Raw genomic sequence first — 18,611 nt, 5'->3', positions numbered from 1 at the left:
GGAGAATAGCCTAACGTCGGTCCGCGTCCGTGCCGAAGGAGGCTCTGCTTGCGTTTTCCGCTGTCGTCCGCGCTGTGCGCCAGCCTGGCCCTGGCTCTGGTCGCCTGCACCCCGTCACCGCCGACACCGGCAGGCAAGGCCGGCGAGGGTTCCGGCCAGGCGGCATCGCCGCCGACGCCGGAGGATCGGCCGGCGGTGCAGGGCAGCGTGACCATCGCCGGTCAGGATGCCGCCGAAGACGTGCAGCAGTGGACGCCGCCCCGTGTCGATCGGGAGGGGCGCAGCCTGGCGCAGCTGCGCAGGGCCGCCGAGCAGGCGTTTGCCCAGGATCGGCTGTACGAGGATGGCGATGCCGCCATCCCGCTGTGGCTGGCGGTGCAGGAGGAGGTGCCTGACGACCGCCAGGCCCGTGCTGGCCTGCAGCGTGCCCGCCAGCGCCTGCTGCAGCAGACCGATGCCTTGCTGGTGCGGCCGCTGCAGCAGCGCGAGGCGCTGGCCGAAGCGGGACGCCAGGCGCTGGTGTTGCTGACCCTGGCCCCTGACGATGAAAAGGTGCGTGCCCTGCAGGCGCGGGTGGAGATCGCGCAACGCGTGGTGGCCTACAACCGGGCCGGCGAGGAGGACCTGCGCGCGGACCGGATCGGCGAGGACGGTGACGGCGCGATCGGCAGTTTCCGTGAGGCGTTGGCGCTTGACGAGGGCAACCGCCGCGCACGCCAGGGCCTTGCTGCGGCGGAGAGCGGCCTGATCCGGCGTGCCGAGGAGGCCGCCCGCCGCCGTGACTTCGCCAGTGCCGGCACCTGGCTGGCCGAAGCCAGCAAGGTCCGTGATTCCTCGCCGACCATTGCCGACGCCTTCGAGCGCATCGAGCAGATCCGGGCCAACACCCTGGCGCAGCTGCGCGACGAGGGCCTGCGCGACCTGGCGACGCCGCAGGGCCTGAAACCTGCACGCGAGAAGCTGGCCGAAGCACTGCGCATCGCGCTGCCCGGCGACGCGGTCGTGGCGCAGCTGCGCGAGCGCATCGATCTGGCAACCCATTACGGCAGTTTCCGTCCCGGCCAGGTGTTCAGCGACGCGATGCGCGATGGCGGGCGTGGCCCGCAGATGGTGGTGGTGCCGCATGGCGGCTTCCAGATGGGCGCAGGGGATGCCGAGCCCGGCGCCACCGATGCCGAGCGCCCTTCGCATTACGTGCGGTTTGACCGCGGTTTCGCGATGGCCATCACCGAGGTGACCGTCAGCGATTTCGAGCGCTACGTCAAAGCCACCAATGCCCGCCCACGCGCGACCCGTCGCGGTCATTCGGTGGTCTATGACGAGCGCAGCGGCAACTTCATCCGCCGCAGCGGTGTCGACTGGCGCTCGGATTACGACGGCGCGCGCGCGCTGGGCAATGCGCCTGTGATGCATGTGAGCGTGCGCGACGCGGAAAACTATGCCGCGTGGCTGTCCGAGCAGACCGGCTACAGCTACCGGCTGCCCAGCGAGGCCGAGTTCGAGTATGCGCTGCGCGCCGGCAGCAGCGGCCGTTATCCCTGGGGGGATACAGGCACGCCCCCGCCGGGCAGCGGCAACTTCACCGGCAGCAAGGATGTCTCGCCGTCTGGCCGGCATTGGCACAACGCGTTCATCGGCTATGGCGATGGCTGGTGGGGCCCGGCGCCGGTGGCGAACTTCCGGGCCAACGCGTTCGGCCTGCACGACATGGCCGGCAATCTCAGCGAATGGGTGGCCGACTGCTGGCATTCCAGCTACCGGCGTGCGCCCTCCGACGGCGTGGCCTGGTTCAACCCGGGTTGCCGGGCGCGGGTGATCCGCGGAGGCAACTGGGCGAACTCTCCCGAGCAGACCCGGGCGGCCTGGCGGCAGTCGCAGGACTCGGACACCACCAACGCCCGCATCGGGTTCCGCCTGGTACGCGGCATCTGAGCGGCCGGCTTCACCCGGCGCGGGCTCCGGCACACTAAGATTGCGCCGTGCCCGCCGGCCGGCGGGGCCAGCCGGAAGACCACCGCATGCGCAACGACCCATTTTCCCGCTCGCCGCAGGGCCCGCAGCGGCGTGGCCTGTTCGGCAACATCCGCTGGTGGGTACTGCTGCTGGCGGCGGGTTACGCGGCCTTTTACTGGTTTTCGAACCGGACGGTCGATCCCTATACCGGCGAGAAGGTCATGATCGACAGCAGCCTGGATGCCCAGCAGGAAACCGCGCTGGGCCTGCAGGCCTACCAGCAGATCCTGGCGCAGGAGCGGCCACTGGACCCGAACGCGCAGATCTCGCGTGACGTGCGTGCGATTGCCGAGCGGTTGATCGCCAAGGTCGATGTGGTGGAGACCGCATTGGCGCGGGAGCATGGCGTGGAGCCGGCCCATTTCGCGCGCAGCTTCCAGTGGGAGGTGAACGTGATCCCCTCCGAGCAGGCCAACGCCTTCTGCCTGCCGGGCGGGAAGATGGCGGTCTATACCGGTCTGGTGCCGGTGGCGCGGACCAAGGATGCGATGGCGGTGGTGATGGGGCATGAGATCGCCCATGCGCTGCTGCGCCATGGAGCGCAGCGCATGGCACAGCAGAAGCTGACCCAGATCGGGCAGATGGCAGGGGCTGCCAGTGGCATGGATGCGCAGCAGCAGCAGATGGTGATGTCGGCGATGGGTTATGGCTATCTGCTGCCCTACGCACGCAGCCACGAGACCCAGGCCGATGAGGTGGGGCTGATGCTGGCTGCGGCTGCCTGTTTCGATCCGCGCGAAGCGGTGCCGCTGTGGCAGCGGATGGGCCAGGCCAGTGGTGGTCAGTCGCCGCCGGAGTTTGCCTCCACCCATCCCAACCCGGGAACCCGGATCCAGAATCTGCAGGCCCTGATGCCGAAGGCGCTGGAGTACCGGAAGCAGTTCTGCGAGGCGGCCAGGTAGGAAGGCGCACGCCGGGCTGCGCCTTGGCCCCCGCTTACCTGACCGAGGTGACCTGCACGTCGATGACGCCGTCGCCCACGCGTGCCTGCAGTGCGTCGCCGGGCTGGACCTGTTCAACCTGTCGTACCAGTGCACCATCATCGGCACGGGTCACGATGCTGTAACCGCGTGCCACCGTGGCCAATGGACTGACCGCTTCCAGGGACCGGGCCAGGCCGCGCAGGCGCAGCGCATCGCGTTGCAGCAGCCGCTGCATCGCTGCATGGGGGCGTCCGCGCAGGGCCGACAGGCGACGCTGCATCGCGTCCAGCTGGCGCTGCGGATGATGGCCACGCAGCACCGCGGCAGCATGGCGCAGGCGCGCGGCACGGCGCTCCTGCTGCTGGTTGAACGCCGCGTGCAGCCGCCGGCCCAGCTCCAGCTGACGGCGCCGCAACAGGTCCAGCCGGGCCTGCGGACTCTGCGCATTCAATCGCAACAGCGCACGGTCGGCGCGCTGCATGGCCTGTCCTACCGCGTGGCGCTGCAGCTGTGCCAGCCGCGCGGCATTGCGGCGCAGGCGCAGGGCCAGGTCACGCTGGTCGGGGACCAGCAGCTCGGCCGCCACCGACGGTGTCGGCGCGCGCAGGTCGGCGGCAAAATCACTCAGGCTGAAGTCGGTCTCGTGGCCGACGGCCGACACGACCGGCGTATCGCTGGCGGCGATCGCGCGCGCCAGCGCTTCGTCGTTGAACGCCCATAGATCTTCCAGTGAACCGCCGCCGCGGGTCAGCAGGATCACGTCGTAGCGACCACTGGCATCGGCTGCCTGCAGCAGGCGGGTGATCTGCGCGGCGGCGCTGGAGCCCTGCACCAGGGTCGGCAGCAGGTCCACCTCCAGCAGCGGGAAACGACGGCCCAGTACGCTCAGCACATCGCGCACGGCGGCGCCGGTCGGCGAGGTGATCACCGCCAGCCGCCGCACATGCGCGGGCAGCGCCCGCTTGCGTGCAGGATCGAACAGGCCTTCGGCGTCCAAGCGCGCCTTCAGCTCCTCGAACGCCCGCCGCAGCGCGCCTTCACCGGCTTCCTCCATGTGGTCGAGCACCATCTGGTACTCGCCGCGTGCGTCGTACAGGGTCACCCGGCCACGCACCAGCACGCGCATGCCCTCGCGCGGTACGAACTTCAGGTACTGCGCCTTCATCCGGAACATCGCCGCACGCAGCTGTGCCCGTGCGTCCTTCAGGGTGAAGTACAGGTGCCCGGACGCAGGGCGGGCCACGCTGCCCAGTTCGGCTTCGACCCAGATCGCCGGGAAGCTGCCTTCCAGCAGGTCGCGTGCCAGCGTGTTGAGCTGGCTGGGAGTGAGAATGTCGTTGTTGCGTGGCTGCATGGGTGCGGCGCGCTGCGGGTGGAGCGGGCACTCAGGATCGCACGTTGGCGCGCGCCGGGCACGCCCGGCTCAGGTCGTGCGGTGCTGTGCCAGTGCCCACTGCACGTGCTCGCGCACCAGCGGCGAGGAATCATCGATGCGGGTCTGCAGTGCGGCCAGGGTCTGCGGTGCTGTCGGCGCGTTGCCCAGTGCCACGGCGATGTTGCGCAGCCAGCGCTCATGGCCGCTGCGACGGATCGGGCTGCCTTCGGTGCGGCGCAGGAATTCCGCCTCGTCCCAGGCGAACAGCTGATCCAGGCGCGCGGTGTCCAGGTTGTTGCGTGCGCGGAAATCGGCTTCATCGGTGCGCTTGGCAAACTTGTTCCACGGGCAGACCAGCTGGCAGTCGTCGCAGCCGTAGATGCGATTGCCGATCAGTGGCCGCATGTCCTCGGGGATCGCGCCGTCATGCTCGATGGTCAGATAGGAAATGCAGCGGCGCGCATCCAGCCGCTGCGGGCCGGTGATGGCGCGCGTGGGGCAGATGTCGATGCAGCGCGTGCAGGTGCCGCAGTGCGCAGTGGCGGGCGCGTCGACCGGCAACGGCAGGTCGATGTAGATCTCGCCGATGAAGAACCATGAGCCCCCCTGGCGATCGATCAGGCAGGTGTGCTTGCCGATCCAGCCGAGCCCGGCGTTGCGGGCCAGGGCCCGTTCCAGCACCGGTGCCGAATCGACGAAAACGCGGTAGCCCAGTGGCGCGACTTCATCGTTGATCCGCGCAGCGAGCTTCTGCAGGCGGTTGCGCATCAGCTTGTGGTAGTCGCGCCCCAGCGCGTAGCGCGCTACGTAGGCGCGGCCGGGATCGGCCAGGGTCGCCCAGGCTTCGGTATCGTCGCGGTGGCTGTAGTCCATGCCCACGGAAATGACCCGCACCGTGCCCGGCAGCAGTTCGGCCGGGCGTGCGCGCAGCGTGCCGTGGCGTGCCATCCAGTCCATGGTCCCGTACAGGCCCTGGCCCAGCCAGTCGGCCAGGTGTGCCTCGTCCTCGCCCAGCTCGATGCCGGCAATGCCGCAGCGCTGGAAACCGTGTGCACGGGCCAGTTCGCGGATGCGCTGCACGGCCTGGACCGGGTCGGCTGGGGCAGGGGCGGGGACGGAGGACATGTGCACCAGTATAAAATCCCGGCATGCCCGATCTCTCTCTTCTGTTCGACACCGCTGCTGCGCGCGCGCTGGACGCCCGCGCGTCGGCGCTTGCCGGTGATGGTGGCTGGAGCCTGATGGCGCAGGCTGGCCTGGCGGGCTGGCAGTGCCTGCTGCAGCAATGGCCGGATGCCCGCAGTCTGTATGTGGTGGCTGGCGCCGGTAACAACGGCGGCGATGGCTACGTACTGGCGACCCATGCGCTGCAGGCGGGCCGCCAGGTGCAGGTGATCACCCTGCCGGGCAGGCTGCCCGCCACGCCGCTGGCGCAGCAGGCGGCGGCGGAATTCGCTGCCGCCGGCGGCAGCAGCATCGAATTCGACGGCCAGCTGCCGGTCGCCGACGTCGGCGTGGATGCGCTGTTCGGTCTCGGCCTGGATCGGGCCCCGGCCGGCATGGCGCAGGCGCTGATCGAAGCACTCAACGCCTCTCCGGCGCCGGTGCTGGCACTGGATGTACCCAGCGGTGTCGATGCCGATCAGGGCGGCGTGCCCGGCGTTGCGGTGCGCGCGGCGGTCACCCTGCAGTTCATTGTCTGCCACCGGGGCCTGTACACCGGCGACGCGCTGGATCATGTCGGCCAGCGTCGGCTGGCGCCGTTGGATCTGCCGGAGGCGGCGCGGGAAGGCATCGCGGCCAGCGCGGAGCGTTGGGTCGGCGACCGTCTGCGGGCGCTGCTGCCGCCGCGCCGGGCCAATACCCACAAGGGCGAGTCCGGGCATGTGCTGTGTGTGGGCGGCAACCACGGCAGTGGTGGCGCAGCGGTGATGGCGGCCGAGGCCGCACTGCGTGCCGGTGCCGGACTGCTCAGTGTCGGCACCCGTCGTGAGCATGTGGGGGCGATGCTTGCGCGCCTGCCCGAGGCGATGGCGCATGCGCTGGAAGATGGCGCGGCGTTGCCTGCGCTGCTGGACCGCGCACGGGTCGTTGCGATCGGGCCGGGCCTTGGCCAGGACGACTGGGCGCGTGCGCTGCATGCCAGCGTGCTCGCCTGCGGGCGTCCACTGGTGATCGACGCCGATGCCCTGAATCTGCTGGCGCAGAACCCGCACGCGGTGCCTGATGCCATCCTGACGCCGCATCCGGGAGAGGCTGCACGCCTGCTGGGCTGCAGTACCGCCGAGGTACAGGCCGATCGCTTCGGCAGCGCGCAGGCGCTGGCCGAGCGCTATCACGCCACGGTGGTGCTGAAGGGTGCCGGCAGTGTAGTCGCGGCACCTGCGCGGCTGCCGCGGCTGATCGCGGCCGGCAACCCGGGCATGGCGGTCGGCGGCATGGGAGATCTGCTGACCGGCGTCATTGCTGGACTGCGCGCGCAGGGATTGGACGCATTCGATGCCGCAGCAGGCGGCGCCCTGCTGCACGCGCTTGCCGGCGACGCCGCTGCCATCGACGGCGCGCGTGGTCTGCTTCCCACCGACCTGCTGGCGCCCCTGCGGCGGCTGGCCAATCCGGAACGCTCCCCATGACCGAATTCTTCCTTGCCGACAGCGATGCCACCGAACGGCTCGGGCAGTGGCTGGCGGCCACGCGACCGCCGCAGGCGTTGATCGAGCTGCGCGGCGACCTCGGCGCCGGCAAATCCACCACCGCGCGTGCGCTGCTGCGTGCGCTGGGCGTGCAGGGTGCGATCCGCAGCCCGACCTACACCCTGGTCGAGCGCTATCCGCTGGCCAGTGGTGGCGAGGCGTGGCATCTGGACCTGTACCGCATCGGCCAGGCCGGGGAACTGGATTTCCTGGGCCTGGACGAGGGCAGTGCGGTGCTGTGGCTGGTCGAGTGGCCGGAACGGGGGGCGGGCGCATTGCCGCCGACGGACCTGGTCGTGGCGCTGGAGATCGAGGGCCAGGGGCGCCGGGCGCGTCTCAGTGCGCTCAGCGACGCTGGCCTGGAATGGCTGCAGCGGCTGGCCGAAGGTGGAGACTTGCGGCCTGTTTCTGTCGCCTGACGAGAACAAAGATCGGCAGGTTACGGATTATTAAGGAAAAAGGTATTGCATTCCGTTCAGCGCGGTGATTGAATCCTGAGCCATGCGCCTGGGGAACCGTCTCATCGCCATCTGTGCCGCCGTCGGACTGGGTCTGGCGAGCCTCAGTGCGTGGGCGGGTGAAGTCCGTCAGGTACAGCTGAATACAGGCTCCACCGGCACCCGCGCGGAAATCTCGCTGGTCGGCAGTGGCGGCTACAAGACGCTGTCACTGGCCAACCCGAACCGGCTGGTGGTCGATTTCCCGGATTCCACTGCCGTGCGCAACCTGAAGATGCCGGCTGCGCAGGGCGTGGTGACGGCAGTGCGCACCGGACAACCGGTTCCGGGCACCTTCCGTGTTGTTTTCGATCTTGCGGAATCCGTGGCGCCGTTCCGCCCGCAGATGCAGCGCGAAGGAGAGGCGTCAAAGCTGGTGATCGAATGGCCGGGTGACAGCCCGGGCGTGGCCGCTGCGGCGCCGGCTCCGGTTGCCACGACCACGCAGACGACGGCACCCAGCATGCAGACGCGCAGCGACGCCGCCCGCGCTACCGCGTTGTTGACCGCGCAGGTGCAGCAGCAGGCCAGTGCCACGGCTGCCGCCCCGGCCGCGCCCACGCCGGCGCCGTCCACCGCGCCCGTGCAGGTGGCCGCTGCGGGCACCAGCGCCAGCAGCACCCCGCCGGCATCGTCGCCCGCGGCGATCCTGGCCGGCCAGCGCACCGCTGCGGTGGTGAGCAATCCGCCAGCCCCGGCACCGGTACCGGCATCGCCGCCGCCCGAACCGCCGCGTCCGGCGATGCCCAGCGACGCTTCGCGCATCCGCATGCAGCCTGGCATGCGGCACCTGGTGGTGGCGATCGATCCCGGCCACGGCGGACAGGATCCGGGCGCGATCGGGCCCACCGGCAAGCGCGAGAAAGACGTGACCCTGGCGGTGGCGCGTGAGCTGGCCCGTCAGGTCAATGCCACGCCGGGCCTGAAAGCCTATCTGACCCGCGACAGCGACGTGTTCATCCCGCTGCCGATGCGCGCACAGAAGGCCCGCGCGAACAAGGCTGACATCTTCATCTCGATTCATGCGGACGCCGCCGAGAACCGCTCGGCGACCGGTTCATCGGTGTACGTGCTGTCCACCAAGGGTGCCTCGTCGCAGCGCGCGCGCTGGCTGGCGGACAAGGAAAACGCCGCCGATCTGGTCGGTGGTGTGCGCCTGCAGCAGACCGAAGGCACGTTGGCCAACGTTCTGCTCGATCTGGCGCAGAGCGGTTACATGAAGGCGTCCGAAGATGCGGCCGGTCATGTGCTGGGTGGACTGAAGCGGATCGGCAACAACCACAAGCCAAACATCGAGCGCGCCAACTTCGCGGTGCTGCGCACCTCGGACATGCCGGCGATGCTGGTGGAAACCGCCTTCATTTCCAATCCGGACGAGGAGCGCCGCCTGATCGACCCGGGCTACCAGCGAAAGATCGCCGGTGCGGTGCTCGATGGCGTGCACACGTTCTTCAGCCGGCAGCCGCCGCCGGGGACGCTCTACGCGGCCCGCGCACAGGCCGAGATCGACGCGGCCGCCACCATGGCCGGCGGCAGCAAGTAGGCCGCACCCTCTGTTGGACAGGCCATGCCTGGGGCGTGGCGCATCATCGGCATCGCGCAGGTGACCCGGCTCGACTCTCCACGCGGTACCTCCGCTATCATCGACGCATGAAGTCTGCTGCCTACCTTGCCCCATGAGCGCGCCCGGCCCGCGCCCGATCCGGCCTTTGCCGGACATCCTGATCAACCAGATCGCCGCCGGCGAGGTGGTCGAGCGCCCCGCGTCGGTGGTCAAGGAGCTGGTCGAGAATGCGATCGATGCGGGCGCCAGCCGTGTCGACATCGACCTGGAAGAAGGCGGCGTGCGCCTGATCCGCATCCGCGACAACGGCAGTGGCATCGCAGCGGAGCAGCTGCCATTGGCCGTCTCGCGGCACGCCACCAGCAAGATCGCCAACCTGGACGATCTGGAGTCGGTGGCCACGCTCGGGTTCCGCGGCGAAGCGCTGCCATCGATCGCGTCGGTCAGTCGTTTCACCCTGGCGTCGCGCCGCGCAGATGACGAGCACGGTTCCGCGCTGCAGATCGATGGCGGCAAGATCGGCGAGGTCACGCCGCGCGCGCACGCACCGGGTACCACGGTGGAAGTGCGCGAGCTGTTCTACAACGTGCCCGCGCGACGCAAGTTCCTGCGCGCCGAGCGCACCGAACTGGGGCACATCGAAGAATGGCTGCGCTCGCTGGCGCTGGCGCGGCCGGACGTCGAGCTGCGGGTCTCGCACAATGGCAAGGCATCACGCCGCTACAAGCCGGGTGACCTGTATTCGGACGCGCGCCTGTCCGAGACACTGGGCGATGATTTCGCGCTGCAGGCGGTGCGCGTGGACCACAGCGGCGCGGGCCTGCGCCTGCACGGCTGGATCGCGCAGCCGCATTATTCGCGGGCCAGTACCGACCAGCAGTACCTGTACGTCAACGGCCGTTCGGTGCGCGACCGCAGCGTTGCCCACGCGGTGAAGATGGCCTACGGCGATCTGCTGTTCCATGGCCGGCAACCGGCCTACGTGCTGTTCCTGGAACTCGACCCCACGCGCGTTGACGTCAACGTGCATCCGGCCAAGCACGAAGTGCGTTTCCGTGATGCGCGGCTGGTCCATGATTTCGTCTACCGCACGCTGAAGGACGCGCTGGCCGATACCCGAGCCGGCGTGTCGGCGCAGGAGATCGGTGCAGGTGCCGGGCAGGCAGCGGACGCCGGGGCAGCAGCGGCGGCATCGACCGTGGGCGCGTCCGGATTCGGTCTGGTCCGTGGTCCTGCTTCGGGGGCGGGCGGCGGTGGCGGATATCAGGGATGGCGCCCGCAGCAGCCGCTGGGCCTGCAGGTTGCCGATGCGCCGGCCGCCTACGCTGCGCTCTATGCCACGCCTGCTGCAGGCGAAGGCGACACCGCGCAGCCTGCGATGCAGAGCGGAAACGGCCTGCCGGACACCCGTGCGGACGCGGGCGTGCCGCCCCTGGGGTATGCGATCGCGCAGCTGCACGGCATCTACATCCTGGCCGAGAATGCCGAAGGCCTGATCGTGGTCGACATGCACGCGGCGCACGAACGCATCGGCTACGAGCGGCTGAAGAACGCGCACGATGGTATCGGCCTGCAGTCGCAGCCGTTGCTCGTGCCGATCACGTTGGCGGTGGGCGAACGCGAAGCGGATACCGCAGAGAGCGAGGCCGCGACGCTGGCCTCGCTTGGTTTCGAGGTGACGCGGGCCGGCCCGGGCTCGCTGCATGTGCGCAGCATTCCCGCGCTGCTGGCCCACGCCGAGCCGGAGGGGCTGCTGCGCGATGTGCTGACCGACCTGCGTGAGCACGGCCAGAGCCGCCGCGTAGCGAGCGCGCGCGATGAACTGCTGTCGACCATGGCCTGCCATGGCGCTGTGCGTGCCAATCGCCGGCTGACGGTGCCGGAAATGAACGCCCTGCTGCGCGACATGGAGATCACCGAGCGATCCGGCCAGTGCAACCACGGCCGGCCGACCTGGGCCCGTTTTTCGCTGGCGGAGATCGACCGCTGGTTCCTGCGCGGACGTTGAGGGGAGCATCGATGGCGTATCGGGGAATGGGCGGCCTTCTGGCTGTCTTGTTGCTGGCAGCCTGCAGCCCGGCGCCGCCGCCGGCGCCTGCGGTGGTGGAAGATCCGGCATACGCCGCCGCGCAGCAGCAATGGCGCGTGGCGCGTTATCAGGACCTGACACGGCCTGATGGCTGGACGGCGCTGGTCGGTCTGCACTGGCTGCAGAACAGCTCGCACTTCGTTGGCAGCGGTGCCACCAATGGCATCCGCCTGGCAGTGGGGCCGGACAAGCTCGGCCTGCTGCGGCGCGAGGGCCGGCAATGGTGGTTCACGCCGGAAGCCGGGGCGGAGCTCACTCACAATGGCCAGCCGGTGAAGGGGCGCATCCGCATGGATACCGACAAGGATCCGCAGCCTACCCTGCTTGCCTTCGACGGTGGCAAGGGCCAGCTCAGCCTGATCCGGCGTGGTCCGCGCGATGCGCTGAGGGTCAAGCATGCCGACGCGCCTGCACGCCGGGATTTCGCCGGCCTGCAGTACTGGCCGGGAGGTCCCGACTGGCAGGTGCAGGCGCGCTTCGTTGCGCACGCACCGGGCAAGACCTTGCCGATCGTCGACATCACCGGACTGACCACCGATATGCCCAATGCCGGTGCGGTCGAGTTCGAGCGTGATGGCCGGACCTGGCGGCTGGAGGCAATCGGTGCCCCCGGCGAGCCCCTGTTCCTGATTTTCGCGGACCGCACCAGCGGTCGCGGCAGCTATCCCGCTGGCCGCTATCTGGATACCGGCACCCCCGGCGCCGATGGCCGCGTGCTCATCGATTTCAACCACGCCTACAACCCGCCCTGCGCGTTCACGCCCTACGCGACCTGCCCGTTGGCGCCGCCGGAGAACCGGCTGGACCTTCGCGTGGACGCGGGTGAAAAGGCCTACCACCTGCCTGAAGGAGAAGGCTGACATGATGATCAGACACCTGTTACGCGCCGCCCTGTTGCTGCTGGCCTGCGCGGTGGCGCCACTGGCGCAGGCCCGCAATGCCCCGGCCGCTGAAGGTGCGTCGGTCAAGCCGCCGGTACCGCTGCTGTGGAAGGTCACCGGCCCCGGCGATTCACGGCTGTATCTGCTGGGCTCGTTCCATCTGTTGAAGCCGCAGGACTATCCGCTGTCGGCCGACGTGGAGCAGGCCTTCGGGGCCTCGCAGCGCGTGTTGTTCGAACTCTCGCCGGAAGACATGCAGTCGCCGCAGCTGGCCAGCCGCATGGTGCAGGCCGCCGTGCGCACCGACGGCAGCGAGCTGAAGCGTGATCTCGATGCAGCGACCTGGCAGAAGCTGCAGGCCTTCGCCACCGCGAACAAGCTGCCGCTGGCGCAGATGCAGGGCATGAAACCCTGGTTTGTCGGTCTGAGCATTTCAGTGGGGCAGATGCAGAAGATGGGCCTGGACCCGGCCCTCGGTCTGGACCGTCACTTCATGGAGCGCGCACAGGCGACCGGGCGCAGCACCGGTGGTCTGGAGGACATCGATACGCAGATCGGCATGCTTGATGGGATGTCGGTGCAGGAGCAGCGGCAGATGCTGTCCGAAGCCCTCGATCAGGCCGACAAGGGTGATGAACAGGCGCGCATGCTGCACGACGCATGGCGCCGCGGTGACGAGCGCCTGCTGTGGACGAAAATGGCTGCCGAGATGCGCCAGCAGTATCCGCAGCTGTATCAGCGCATCAATACCGGCCGCAATGATGCCTGGGTGCCGAAGCTGGTGCCCTATCTGCAGGCGGGGCAGGGTGGCACGCTGGTGGTGGTTGGCACGCTGCATCTGCTCGGCAGCGATGGCGTGGTCGAGAAGCTCAGGGCGAAGGGCTACAAGGTCGAGCGCGTCTGCACGGCGTGCAAGGCGAAGCGCTGACGTCTGCCTGCGGATGACCCGCAGACGAAAACGGCGCCCCAAAGGCGCGCCGTTTTCATGTCAGTCCCTGCCGTAGCTCAGCGGCGGGTCTTGCCGCCGGTGCCGGTGCCCGGTTCGTTCGGCTTGCTGCCGGTTCCGGTTCCCGTGCCGGTTCCGCCGGGGCGGGGGCCGCCGAAGCCGGTGCCCATGCTGCGCTGGAATTCCTGCCACAGCTCCAGGTTGCGTTCGGTCAGCTGGTTCATCATCGCCCACGGCGTCTGGCCCAGCAGGTTGCCCATCTGCTGGCGGAACTGCTGCTGCTGGTCCAGGAACACCTGCATGCTGCGTTCCAGGTAGTTGCCCATGAATCCCTGCAGGGAGTCGCCGTAGAAGCGGATCAGCTGGCTCAGCAACTGGGTGGAGAGCATCGGCTCGCCGTCCTGCTCCTGGTCGGCGATGATCTGCAGCAGGACCGAACGGGTAAGGTCGTCACCGCTCTTGGCGTCGCGGACCTCGAAGTCTTCACCGTCCAGTATCAGCTGGCGGACGTCCTCGATGGTGATGTAGCTGGAAATCTCGGTGTCGTAGAGACGGCGGTTCGGATACTTCTTGATGATGCGGGTCGCAGCCATGAAGCGGTCACTCGTCACAGTAGACGCGCAGCATGGCGCAGTGCAGCAGCCGTTGCAACCGCCCCAGCCCCCGCCAGGCTTGGCTTTCACGGCGGATCATGTTGCGCAACAAGGGTTTGCGTGCTGCGCAGCATGACCGCAGGCAGGTGCGGTCCGGCACGTGACCGGCCGCGCCCGCGCGGATCACCAGCCCATGTGGTGGCCGCCGTTGATGTCCAGGTTGCTGCCGGTGATCCACGAGGCCTCCTCGGCCACCAGGAAGGACACGCCGTAGGCGATCTCCTCCGGCTTGCCCAGGCGCCCGGTCGGAATGTCGGCGATGATCTTGGCGCGCACTTCCTCCGGCACGGCCATGACCATGTCCGTGGCGACGTAGCCCGGCGAAATGGTGTTGACGGTGATGCCGAAGCCCGCGTTCTCGCGCGCCAGTGAGATGGTGAAACCGTGCATGCCGGCCTTGGCGGCGGCGTAGTTGGCCTGGCCGTACTGGCCCTTCAGACCGTTGATCGAGCTGATCTGGATGACCCGGCCCCAGCCGCGACGACGCATGCCTTCGATGACCGGGCGGGTGACGTTGAACACCGAGTTGAGGTTGGTGTTGATCACGTCATGCCACTGGTCCGCACGCATCCGGTGGAAGGTCGTATCGCGGGTGATGCCGGCGTTGTTGACCAGGATCTCGACCGGGCCCAGTTCGTTTTCGACGGCGCGCACCATCGCTTCGGCACTGTCCGGATCGGACACGTCGCCGGCGAAGATGGACACGCTGTAGCCGCGTTCGGTCATCGCCTGCTGCCAGGCGCGGGCCTTGGTTTCATCGCGATAGTTGGTGGCGACCCGGTGGCCCTGGTCGGCCAGGCGTTGGCAGATGGCGGTACCGATGCCGCCGGTTCCGCCGGTGACCAGTGCGACGCGAGATGTCATGGAATGCAGTCCGGGTTTCAGGTGGGGGAAGGGGGATTCTGCAACATCGGCGCGGAAAGTGCGCCCGTCGGCAACAGGATGTCCGTGCGTGGCAGGCGGGCCGGATCGAATGCCTGCCGGGCCGCCGCGAGCAGGTCGTGCAGATCGTCGTGACCCTCGAGTGCGGCGGGCGACTGGCCGAGCAGGCCCCACAACTGACGCAGCACCGGCACCGGGCGGGCTCTGTCGACCGGCAGCGCGGCCAGCGACTTGGACAGCTTGTGCCCGGGCGCGTCCAGCAGCAGCGGCAGGTGCCAGTATCGCGGCACTGCCAGTCCGAGTGCCTGCTGCAGCAGGATCTGCCGCGCGGTGGAGTCGAGCAGGTCGGCGCCGCGCACCACGTCGGTGACGCCCTGCGCGGCATCGTCGACCACCACCGCCAGCTGGTAGGCCCAGCACCCGTCGGCGCGGCGCAGCACGAAATCACCCACCTCGGCGTGGACGTCCTGCACCTGACGGCCGCGCAGGCCATCGTCGAACTGCACCACGCTGCCGGCCGGTACGCGGAAGCGGACGGCAGGGTCCGGTCGGGGCTGCCGCGCGACGCAGCGATGGTGGATGCCCCCCCGGGCTGCCAGTTCGCTGCGGCTGCAGTGGCAGATGAAGGCCAGCCCGCTGGCCAGCAGCCTGTCCAGAGCCTGCTGGTAAGCATCGCCACGTTCGCTCTGCCACAGCACCGGACCATCGTGGGCCAGGCCGAATGCCGCCAGTGCCTGCAACTGCGCGTGCGCAGCCCCGGGCACGGTGCGTGGGGGATCGATGTCCTCGATGCGCAGCCGCCACAGGCCGTGGTGATGGCGCGCGAGCAGCCAGCTGCCGAATGCAGCCAGCAGGGAGCCGGGGTGTAGCAGGCCGGTAGGCGAGGGCGCGAAGCGGCCGCAGGAAAGGGGGGAGGTCATGCTGGCTGAATCGTCGGTCAGGTTGGTGCTTGAATTCAAGCTGACCGCACCGCAAATTGGCGGATATCGACCCCTTCCGAGCCGGAATTTCCCATGTTTACCCGCATCGCACTCTTTCTAGCCACCAACTTTGCAGTGCTGATCCTGGCCGGCATCGTGATGTCGCTGCTGGGGGTCAATCCGAACCAGATGAGCGGCCTGCTGGTGATGGCTGCGATTTTCGGCTTCGGCGGTTCCTTCATCTCGCTGCTGTTGTCCAAGTGGATGGCCAAGCGCTCCACCGGCGCGGTGGTGATCACCGAGCCACGCAACCAGACCGAGCGCTGGCTGCTGGCTACCGTCGAGCGACAGGCCAAGGCGGCCGGCATCGGCATGCCCGAAGTGGCGGTCTATGATGGCCCGGAGATCAACGCATTCGCCACCGGCGCCAACCGCAACAACGCGCTGGTGGCGGTGTCCACCGGTCTGCTGCAGAACATGAGCGAAGACGAGGCCGAAGCCGTACTGGGCCACGAGATCGCCCACGTGGCGAATGGTGACATGATCACCATGGCGCTGCTGCAGGGTGTGCTGAACACCTTCGTGATCGTGCTGGCGCGCGTGGTCGGCGGCGTCATCGACAGCGCGCTGTCGGGCAACCGCGAAGGTGGCGGCCGCGGGTTCGCCTACTACATCATCGTGTTCGTGCTGGAGATGGTGTTCGGCCTGTTCGCGACCATGATCTCGATGTGGTTCTCGCGCCATCGTGAGTTCCGCGCCGATGCCGGTGGCGCCTCGCTGGCGGGTCGCCAGAAGATGATCGCCGCGCTGGAGCGCCTGCAGCTCAACCACGGCCAGAGCACGCTGCCGACCCAGATCGCCGCCTTCGGCATCGCCGGTTCGACCGCGAAGAAGCTGTTCATGAGCCATCCGCCGCTGGAAGAGCGCATCGCCGCGCTGCGGGCCTCGACGGTGGTGTAAGCCTCCGGTTGCAACGCACTGCTACAGGAACGCCCGGCCCCGTGCCGGGCGTTTCTGTTTGCGCGTCGGCGGCATCGACGCGCGCCCGCAGGATCGTTTCCGCGACTGCGGAGGGGTGTCACTTTCAAGGTCGAAGGCGAAGCGGCCGCTTCGCTCGCCGGGCATGGCCCGGCGCTACCCGTCATCGTCGTGCAGCTGTGGTTCTTGACCTTGGGTCCGCCTTAAGCGAGCCGAGCACCGCAGGTCCGGCGAGGGCGAAGAGGTGCGGGTGTCTGAGCGCAGCGAGTTCCCGCACCGTCCCTCGACGGACCGAGGAGCGCAGGGAACCGGCGTGCACAGCACGTCGGCTCGCGTCCTGGCGGCGTGTTTCTTTGGTTACTTTCTTTGCACGAGCAAAGAAAGTGACAAGCACGATCACTGCGGATACGAAAACGGCACCTTCACAGGTGCCGTCTCCATGAACCGCTTTACAGGGAAGCTCAGAACTTCGCGTCGAACTCGGCCGCATAGCCCGTGTTGACCAGCACCTTCTGCAGCGACTCGGCCACCTTCAGGTTGCCCGCCACCACCTGCTGGGTTTCCGGACCGCGGTTGTCCATGCGTGCAAGCGGCGCTCCCTTGAAATCGCACACCTTGCCACCGGCCTCACGCACCAGCAGCACGCCGGCCGCGATGTCCCAGGCCTTCACCCCGGCCTCGAAGTAGGCGTCGGCGCGACCGCAGGCGACATAGGCCAGGTCCAGCGCAGCGGAACCGGTACGGCGGATGTCCTCGGCCTGCACCAGCAGGGCATCAACCGCCTTCAACTGGGCGCCGGCACGGGCGCGCTCGCGCGGAGCGAAGCCGGTCTGGATCATGGTGCCGCCCAGGTCCTTGCGATCCGCCACGCGGATGCGACGGTCGTTCAGCACGGCGCCCGCGCCACGGCTGGCGGTGAACAGCTCGTTGCGCAGCGGATCGAAGATGACCGCGTCGGTCGGCTCGCCGTTCTCGACCAGGGCGATCGATACACAGTAGTGGGGCACGCCGCGCAGGTAGTTGCTGGTGCCGTCCAGCGGATCGATGACCCACATGTGGCGATGTTCGCCCTGCACGCCGCCTTCCTCGCCAAACACGCCGTACTCGGGATACGCGCGCTTGAGCTCCTTGACGATGACCTTTTCCGCGTCGGCATCGACTTCGCTGGCGTAGTCCATCCGCCCCTTCTGCACCACGTTCAGTGCCTCGAGCTTGTTGATGTTGCGCAACAGGACGTTGCCGGCGAGGCGGGCGGCCTTGACCATGACGGTGACGGCGGGTTTCTGCATGGCGTGGGCTCCCGGAAAGGCAGAAGGGTAGGACTGGCGGGGGAAAAGAGCGGGTCCGGCGCAGTGGCCGGCCGCACAGTTTACCATTGGTCATCGTCCAGCTCGACCTTTTCCCTGTTCATGTCCCAGTTCCCCGCCGCCACCCGCCTCCGATTCGTCCTGGTCGGAACCCAGCATCCCGGCAACATGGGCGCCGCCGCCCGCGCCCTGAAGACCATGGGCCTGGCCCGCCTGGTACTGGTGGCCCCGGAAAAACCGCTGGACGAGGAGGCATTCCGCCGCTCGGCCGGCGCCGAGGACGTGCTCGGCGATGCGCCCGTGGTGGCCACCCTGGCCGAGGCCGTCGCCGACTGCCGTCTGGTGCTGGGGTGTACGGCCCGCGCACGCCGGGTCCAGCTGGAGGAGTACCTGCCCGCCGACGCAGCGGCCCGTGCGGTCGCCAAGGCCGGTGAGGGTGCCGAGGTGGCGCTGGTGTTTGGCCGGGAACGGACCGGCCTGACCAACGAGGAGCTGCAGCTGTGCCACGCGGCGGTGCACATTCCGTCCGATCCGGCGTTCAGTTCGCTCAACCTCGCCGCCGCCGTGCAGGTGTTGGCCTACGAGGTGCGCATGCAGCTGCTCGGCGCCCAGCCTGCCGTTGGCGCCGAACCGGGCTTTCGTGAGCAGGTGGCCAGCCACGAACAGATGGAGAGCTTCTTCGCCCAGCTTGGCGACACCCTGGACGAGATCGATTTCCACAAGGGCCGTGCGCCGGAGTCGGCGATGCGCAAGCTGCGCCGCCTGTTCCTGCGCAGCGAGCCGAGCGAGCAGGAAGTGCGGTTGCTGCGCGGCATCCTGGCTGATGCCCAGCGCATGGCGCGTCTGGCCAAGCCGGGCAGTCACAACGGCTGACGACGTTCTCATTTTTT

At 68.6% G+C, this 18,611-nt stretch carries 16 protein-coding genes; 10 read left to right on the top strand and 6 right to left on the bottom strand.

The genetic code is table 11. The annotated features are described in order from the left end of the window. The first annotated feature begins 48 nt into the window (after positions 1-48). Together ACVOMM_RS06480 and ACVOMM_RS06475 are read left to right on the top strand one after the other, a co-directional pair. Positions 49-1,932, top strand: a complete 1,884-nt coding sequence (locus ACVOMM_RS06480) for an SUMF1/EgtB/PvdO family nonheme iron enzyme (RefSeq protein ID WP_481526013.1) — start codon at positions 49-51, stop codon at positions 1,930-1,932. Between the two features lie 86 nt (positions 1,933-2,018). Continuing rightward, positions 2,019-2,915, top strand: a complete 897-nt coding sequence (locus ACVOMM_RS06475; protein ID WP_053520218.1) for a M48 family metallopeptidase — start codon at positions 2,019-2,021, stop codon at positions 2,913-2,915. Between the two features lie 34 nt (positions 2,916-2,949). Here ACVOMM_RS06475 and xseA read toward each other — a convergent pair whose 3' ends face one another. Together xseA and queG are read right to left on the bottom strand one after the other, a co-directional pair. Then, positions 2,950-4,290, bottom strand: coding sequence for an exodeoxyribonuclease VII large subunit (gene xseA, locus ACVOMM_RS06470; protein ID WP_053520217.1), 1,341 nt, complete (start codon positions 4,288-4,290; stop codon positions 2,950-2,952). Between the two features lie 69 nt (positions 4,291-4,359). After that, on the bottom strand, positions 4,360-5,436 hold the full coding sequence (gene queG, locus ACVOMM_RS06465) for a tRNA epoxyqueuosine(34) reductase QueG (RefSeq protein ID WP_197572260.1): 1,077 nt from the start codon (positions 5,434-5,436) through the stop codon (positions 4,360-4,362). 23 nt (positions 5,437-5,459) lie between these two features. Between queG and ACVOMM_RS06460 the strand changes: the two genes are divergently transcribed. The 6 genes from ACVOMM_RS06460 (at position 5,460) to ACVOMM_RS06435 (ending at position 12,963) form a co-directional block, all read left to right on the top strand. After that, positions 5,460-6,944, top strand: coding sequence for an NAD(P)H-hydrate dehydratase (locus tag ACVOMM_RS06460; protein WP_481526012.1), 1,485 nt, complete (start codon positions 5,460-5,462; stop codon positions 6,942-6,944). Beyond that, positions 6,941-7,423 carry a tRNA (adenosine(37)-N6)-threonylcarbamoyltransferase complex ATPase subunit type 1 TsaE gene (gene tsaE / locus ACVOMM_RS06455; RefSeq protein ID WP_481526011.1) on the top strand — a complete coding sequence of 161 codons (483 nt, stop codon included), beginning with the start codon at positions 6,941-6,943 and terminating at the stop codon, positions 7,421-7,423. Before ACVOMM_RS06460 ends, tsaE begins: the two co-directional genes overlap by 4 nt. A gap of 82 nt (positions 7,424-7,505) precedes the next feature. Then, on the top strand, positions 7,506-9,044 hold the full coding sequence (locus tag ACVOMM_RS06450; RefSeq protein WP_053520213.1) for an N-acetylmuramoyl-L-alanine amidase: 1,539 nt from the start codon (positions 7,506-7,508) through the stop codon (positions 9,042-9,044). Between the two features lie 133 nt (positions 9,045-9,177). Next, the gene (gene mutL, locus ACVOMM_RS06445; RefSeq protein ID WP_481526010.1) at positions 9,178-11,073 is read left to right on the top strand and encodes a DNA mismatch repair endonuclease MutL; all 1,896 of its coding nucleotides are present in this window, start codon (positions 9,178-9,180) and stop codon (positions 11,071-11,073) included. Between the two features lie 11 nt (positions 11,074-11,084). After that, complete coding sequence (locus ACVOMM_RS06440; protein WP_481526009.1) at positions 11,085-12,014, top strand: DUF1684 domain-containing protein; 930 nt, start codon at positions 11,085-11,087, stop codon at positions 12,012-12,014. Position 12,015: 1 nt separating this feature from the next. Next, positions 12,016-12,963 (top strand): TraB/GumN family protein, encoded by a 948-nt coding sequence (locus tag ACVOMM_RS06435; RefSeq protein ID WP_481526008.1) that lies wholly within the window; start codon positions 12,016-12,018, stop codon positions 12,961-12,963. A gap of 77 nt (positions 12,964-13,040) precedes the next feature. Here the strand turns inward: ACVOMM_RS06435 and phaR are convergent, their stop codons facing one another. The 3 genes from phaR to gluQRS form a co-directional block, all read right to left on the bottom strand. Further along, positions 13,041-13,574: a polyhydroxyalkanoate synthesis repressor PhaR gene (phaR, locus tag ACVOMM_RS06430; RefSeq protein ID WP_053520096.1), complete on the bottom strand. Its 534-nt coding sequence runs from the start codon at positions 13,572-13,574 to the stop codon at positions 13,041-13,043. A 183-nt stretch (positions 13,575-13,757) separates the two neighbouring features. Then, positions 13,758-14,498 carry an acetoacetyl-CoA reductase gene (phbB, locus tag ACVOMM_RS06425; RefSeq protein ID WP_180875542.1) on the bottom strand — a complete coding sequence of 247 codons (741 nt, stop codon included), beginning with the start codon at positions 14,496-14,498 and terminating at the stop codon, positions 13,758-13,760. Between the two features lie 17 nt (positions 14,499-14,515). Beyond that, entirely contained in the window at positions 14,516-15,436 is a 921-nt protein-coding gene (gene gluQRS, locus ACVOMM_RS06420; RefSeq protein ID WP_180875543.1) for a tRNA glutamyl-Q(34) synthetase GluQRS, read from the bottom strand. A gap of 93 nt (positions 15,437-15,529) precedes the next feature. On the opposite strand from gluQRS, the gene htpX reads away from it, so the two are divergent. Then, positions 15,530-16,396 carry a protease HtpX gene (htpX, locus tag ACVOMM_RS06415; RefSeq protein ID WP_053520093.1) on the top strand — a complete coding sequence of 289 codons (867 nt, stop codon included), beginning with the start codon at positions 15,530-15,532 and terminating at the stop codon, positions 16,394-16,396. 479 nt (positions 16,397-16,875) lie between these two features. Here the strand turns inward: htpX and ACVOMM_RS06410 are convergent, their stop codons facing one another. After that, complete coding sequence (locus ACVOMM_RS06410; protein WP_053520092.1) at positions 16,876-17,703, bottom strand: inositol monophosphatase family protein; 828 nt, start codon at positions 17,701-17,703, stop codon at positions 16,876-16,878. A gap of 120 nt (positions 17,704-17,823) precedes the next feature. Here ACVOMM_RS06410 and ACVOMM_RS06405 point away from each other — a divergent pair, with 120 nt between their 5' ends. Continuing rightward, the gene (locus tag ACVOMM_RS06405; protein ID WP_053520091.1) at positions 17,824-18,594 is read left to right on the top strand and encodes an RNA methyltransferase; all 771 of its coding nucleotides are present in this window, start codon (positions 17,824-17,826) and stop codon (positions 18,592-18,594) included. The last annotated feature ends 17 nt before the right edge of the window (positions 18,595-18,611 follow it).

Source organism: Stenotrophomonas sp. STEN009, from assembly GCF_056760395.1.
The sequence above is the reverse complement of the archived record's forward strand: the minus strand, read 5'-3'. Positions and strand labels throughout refer to the sequence as shown.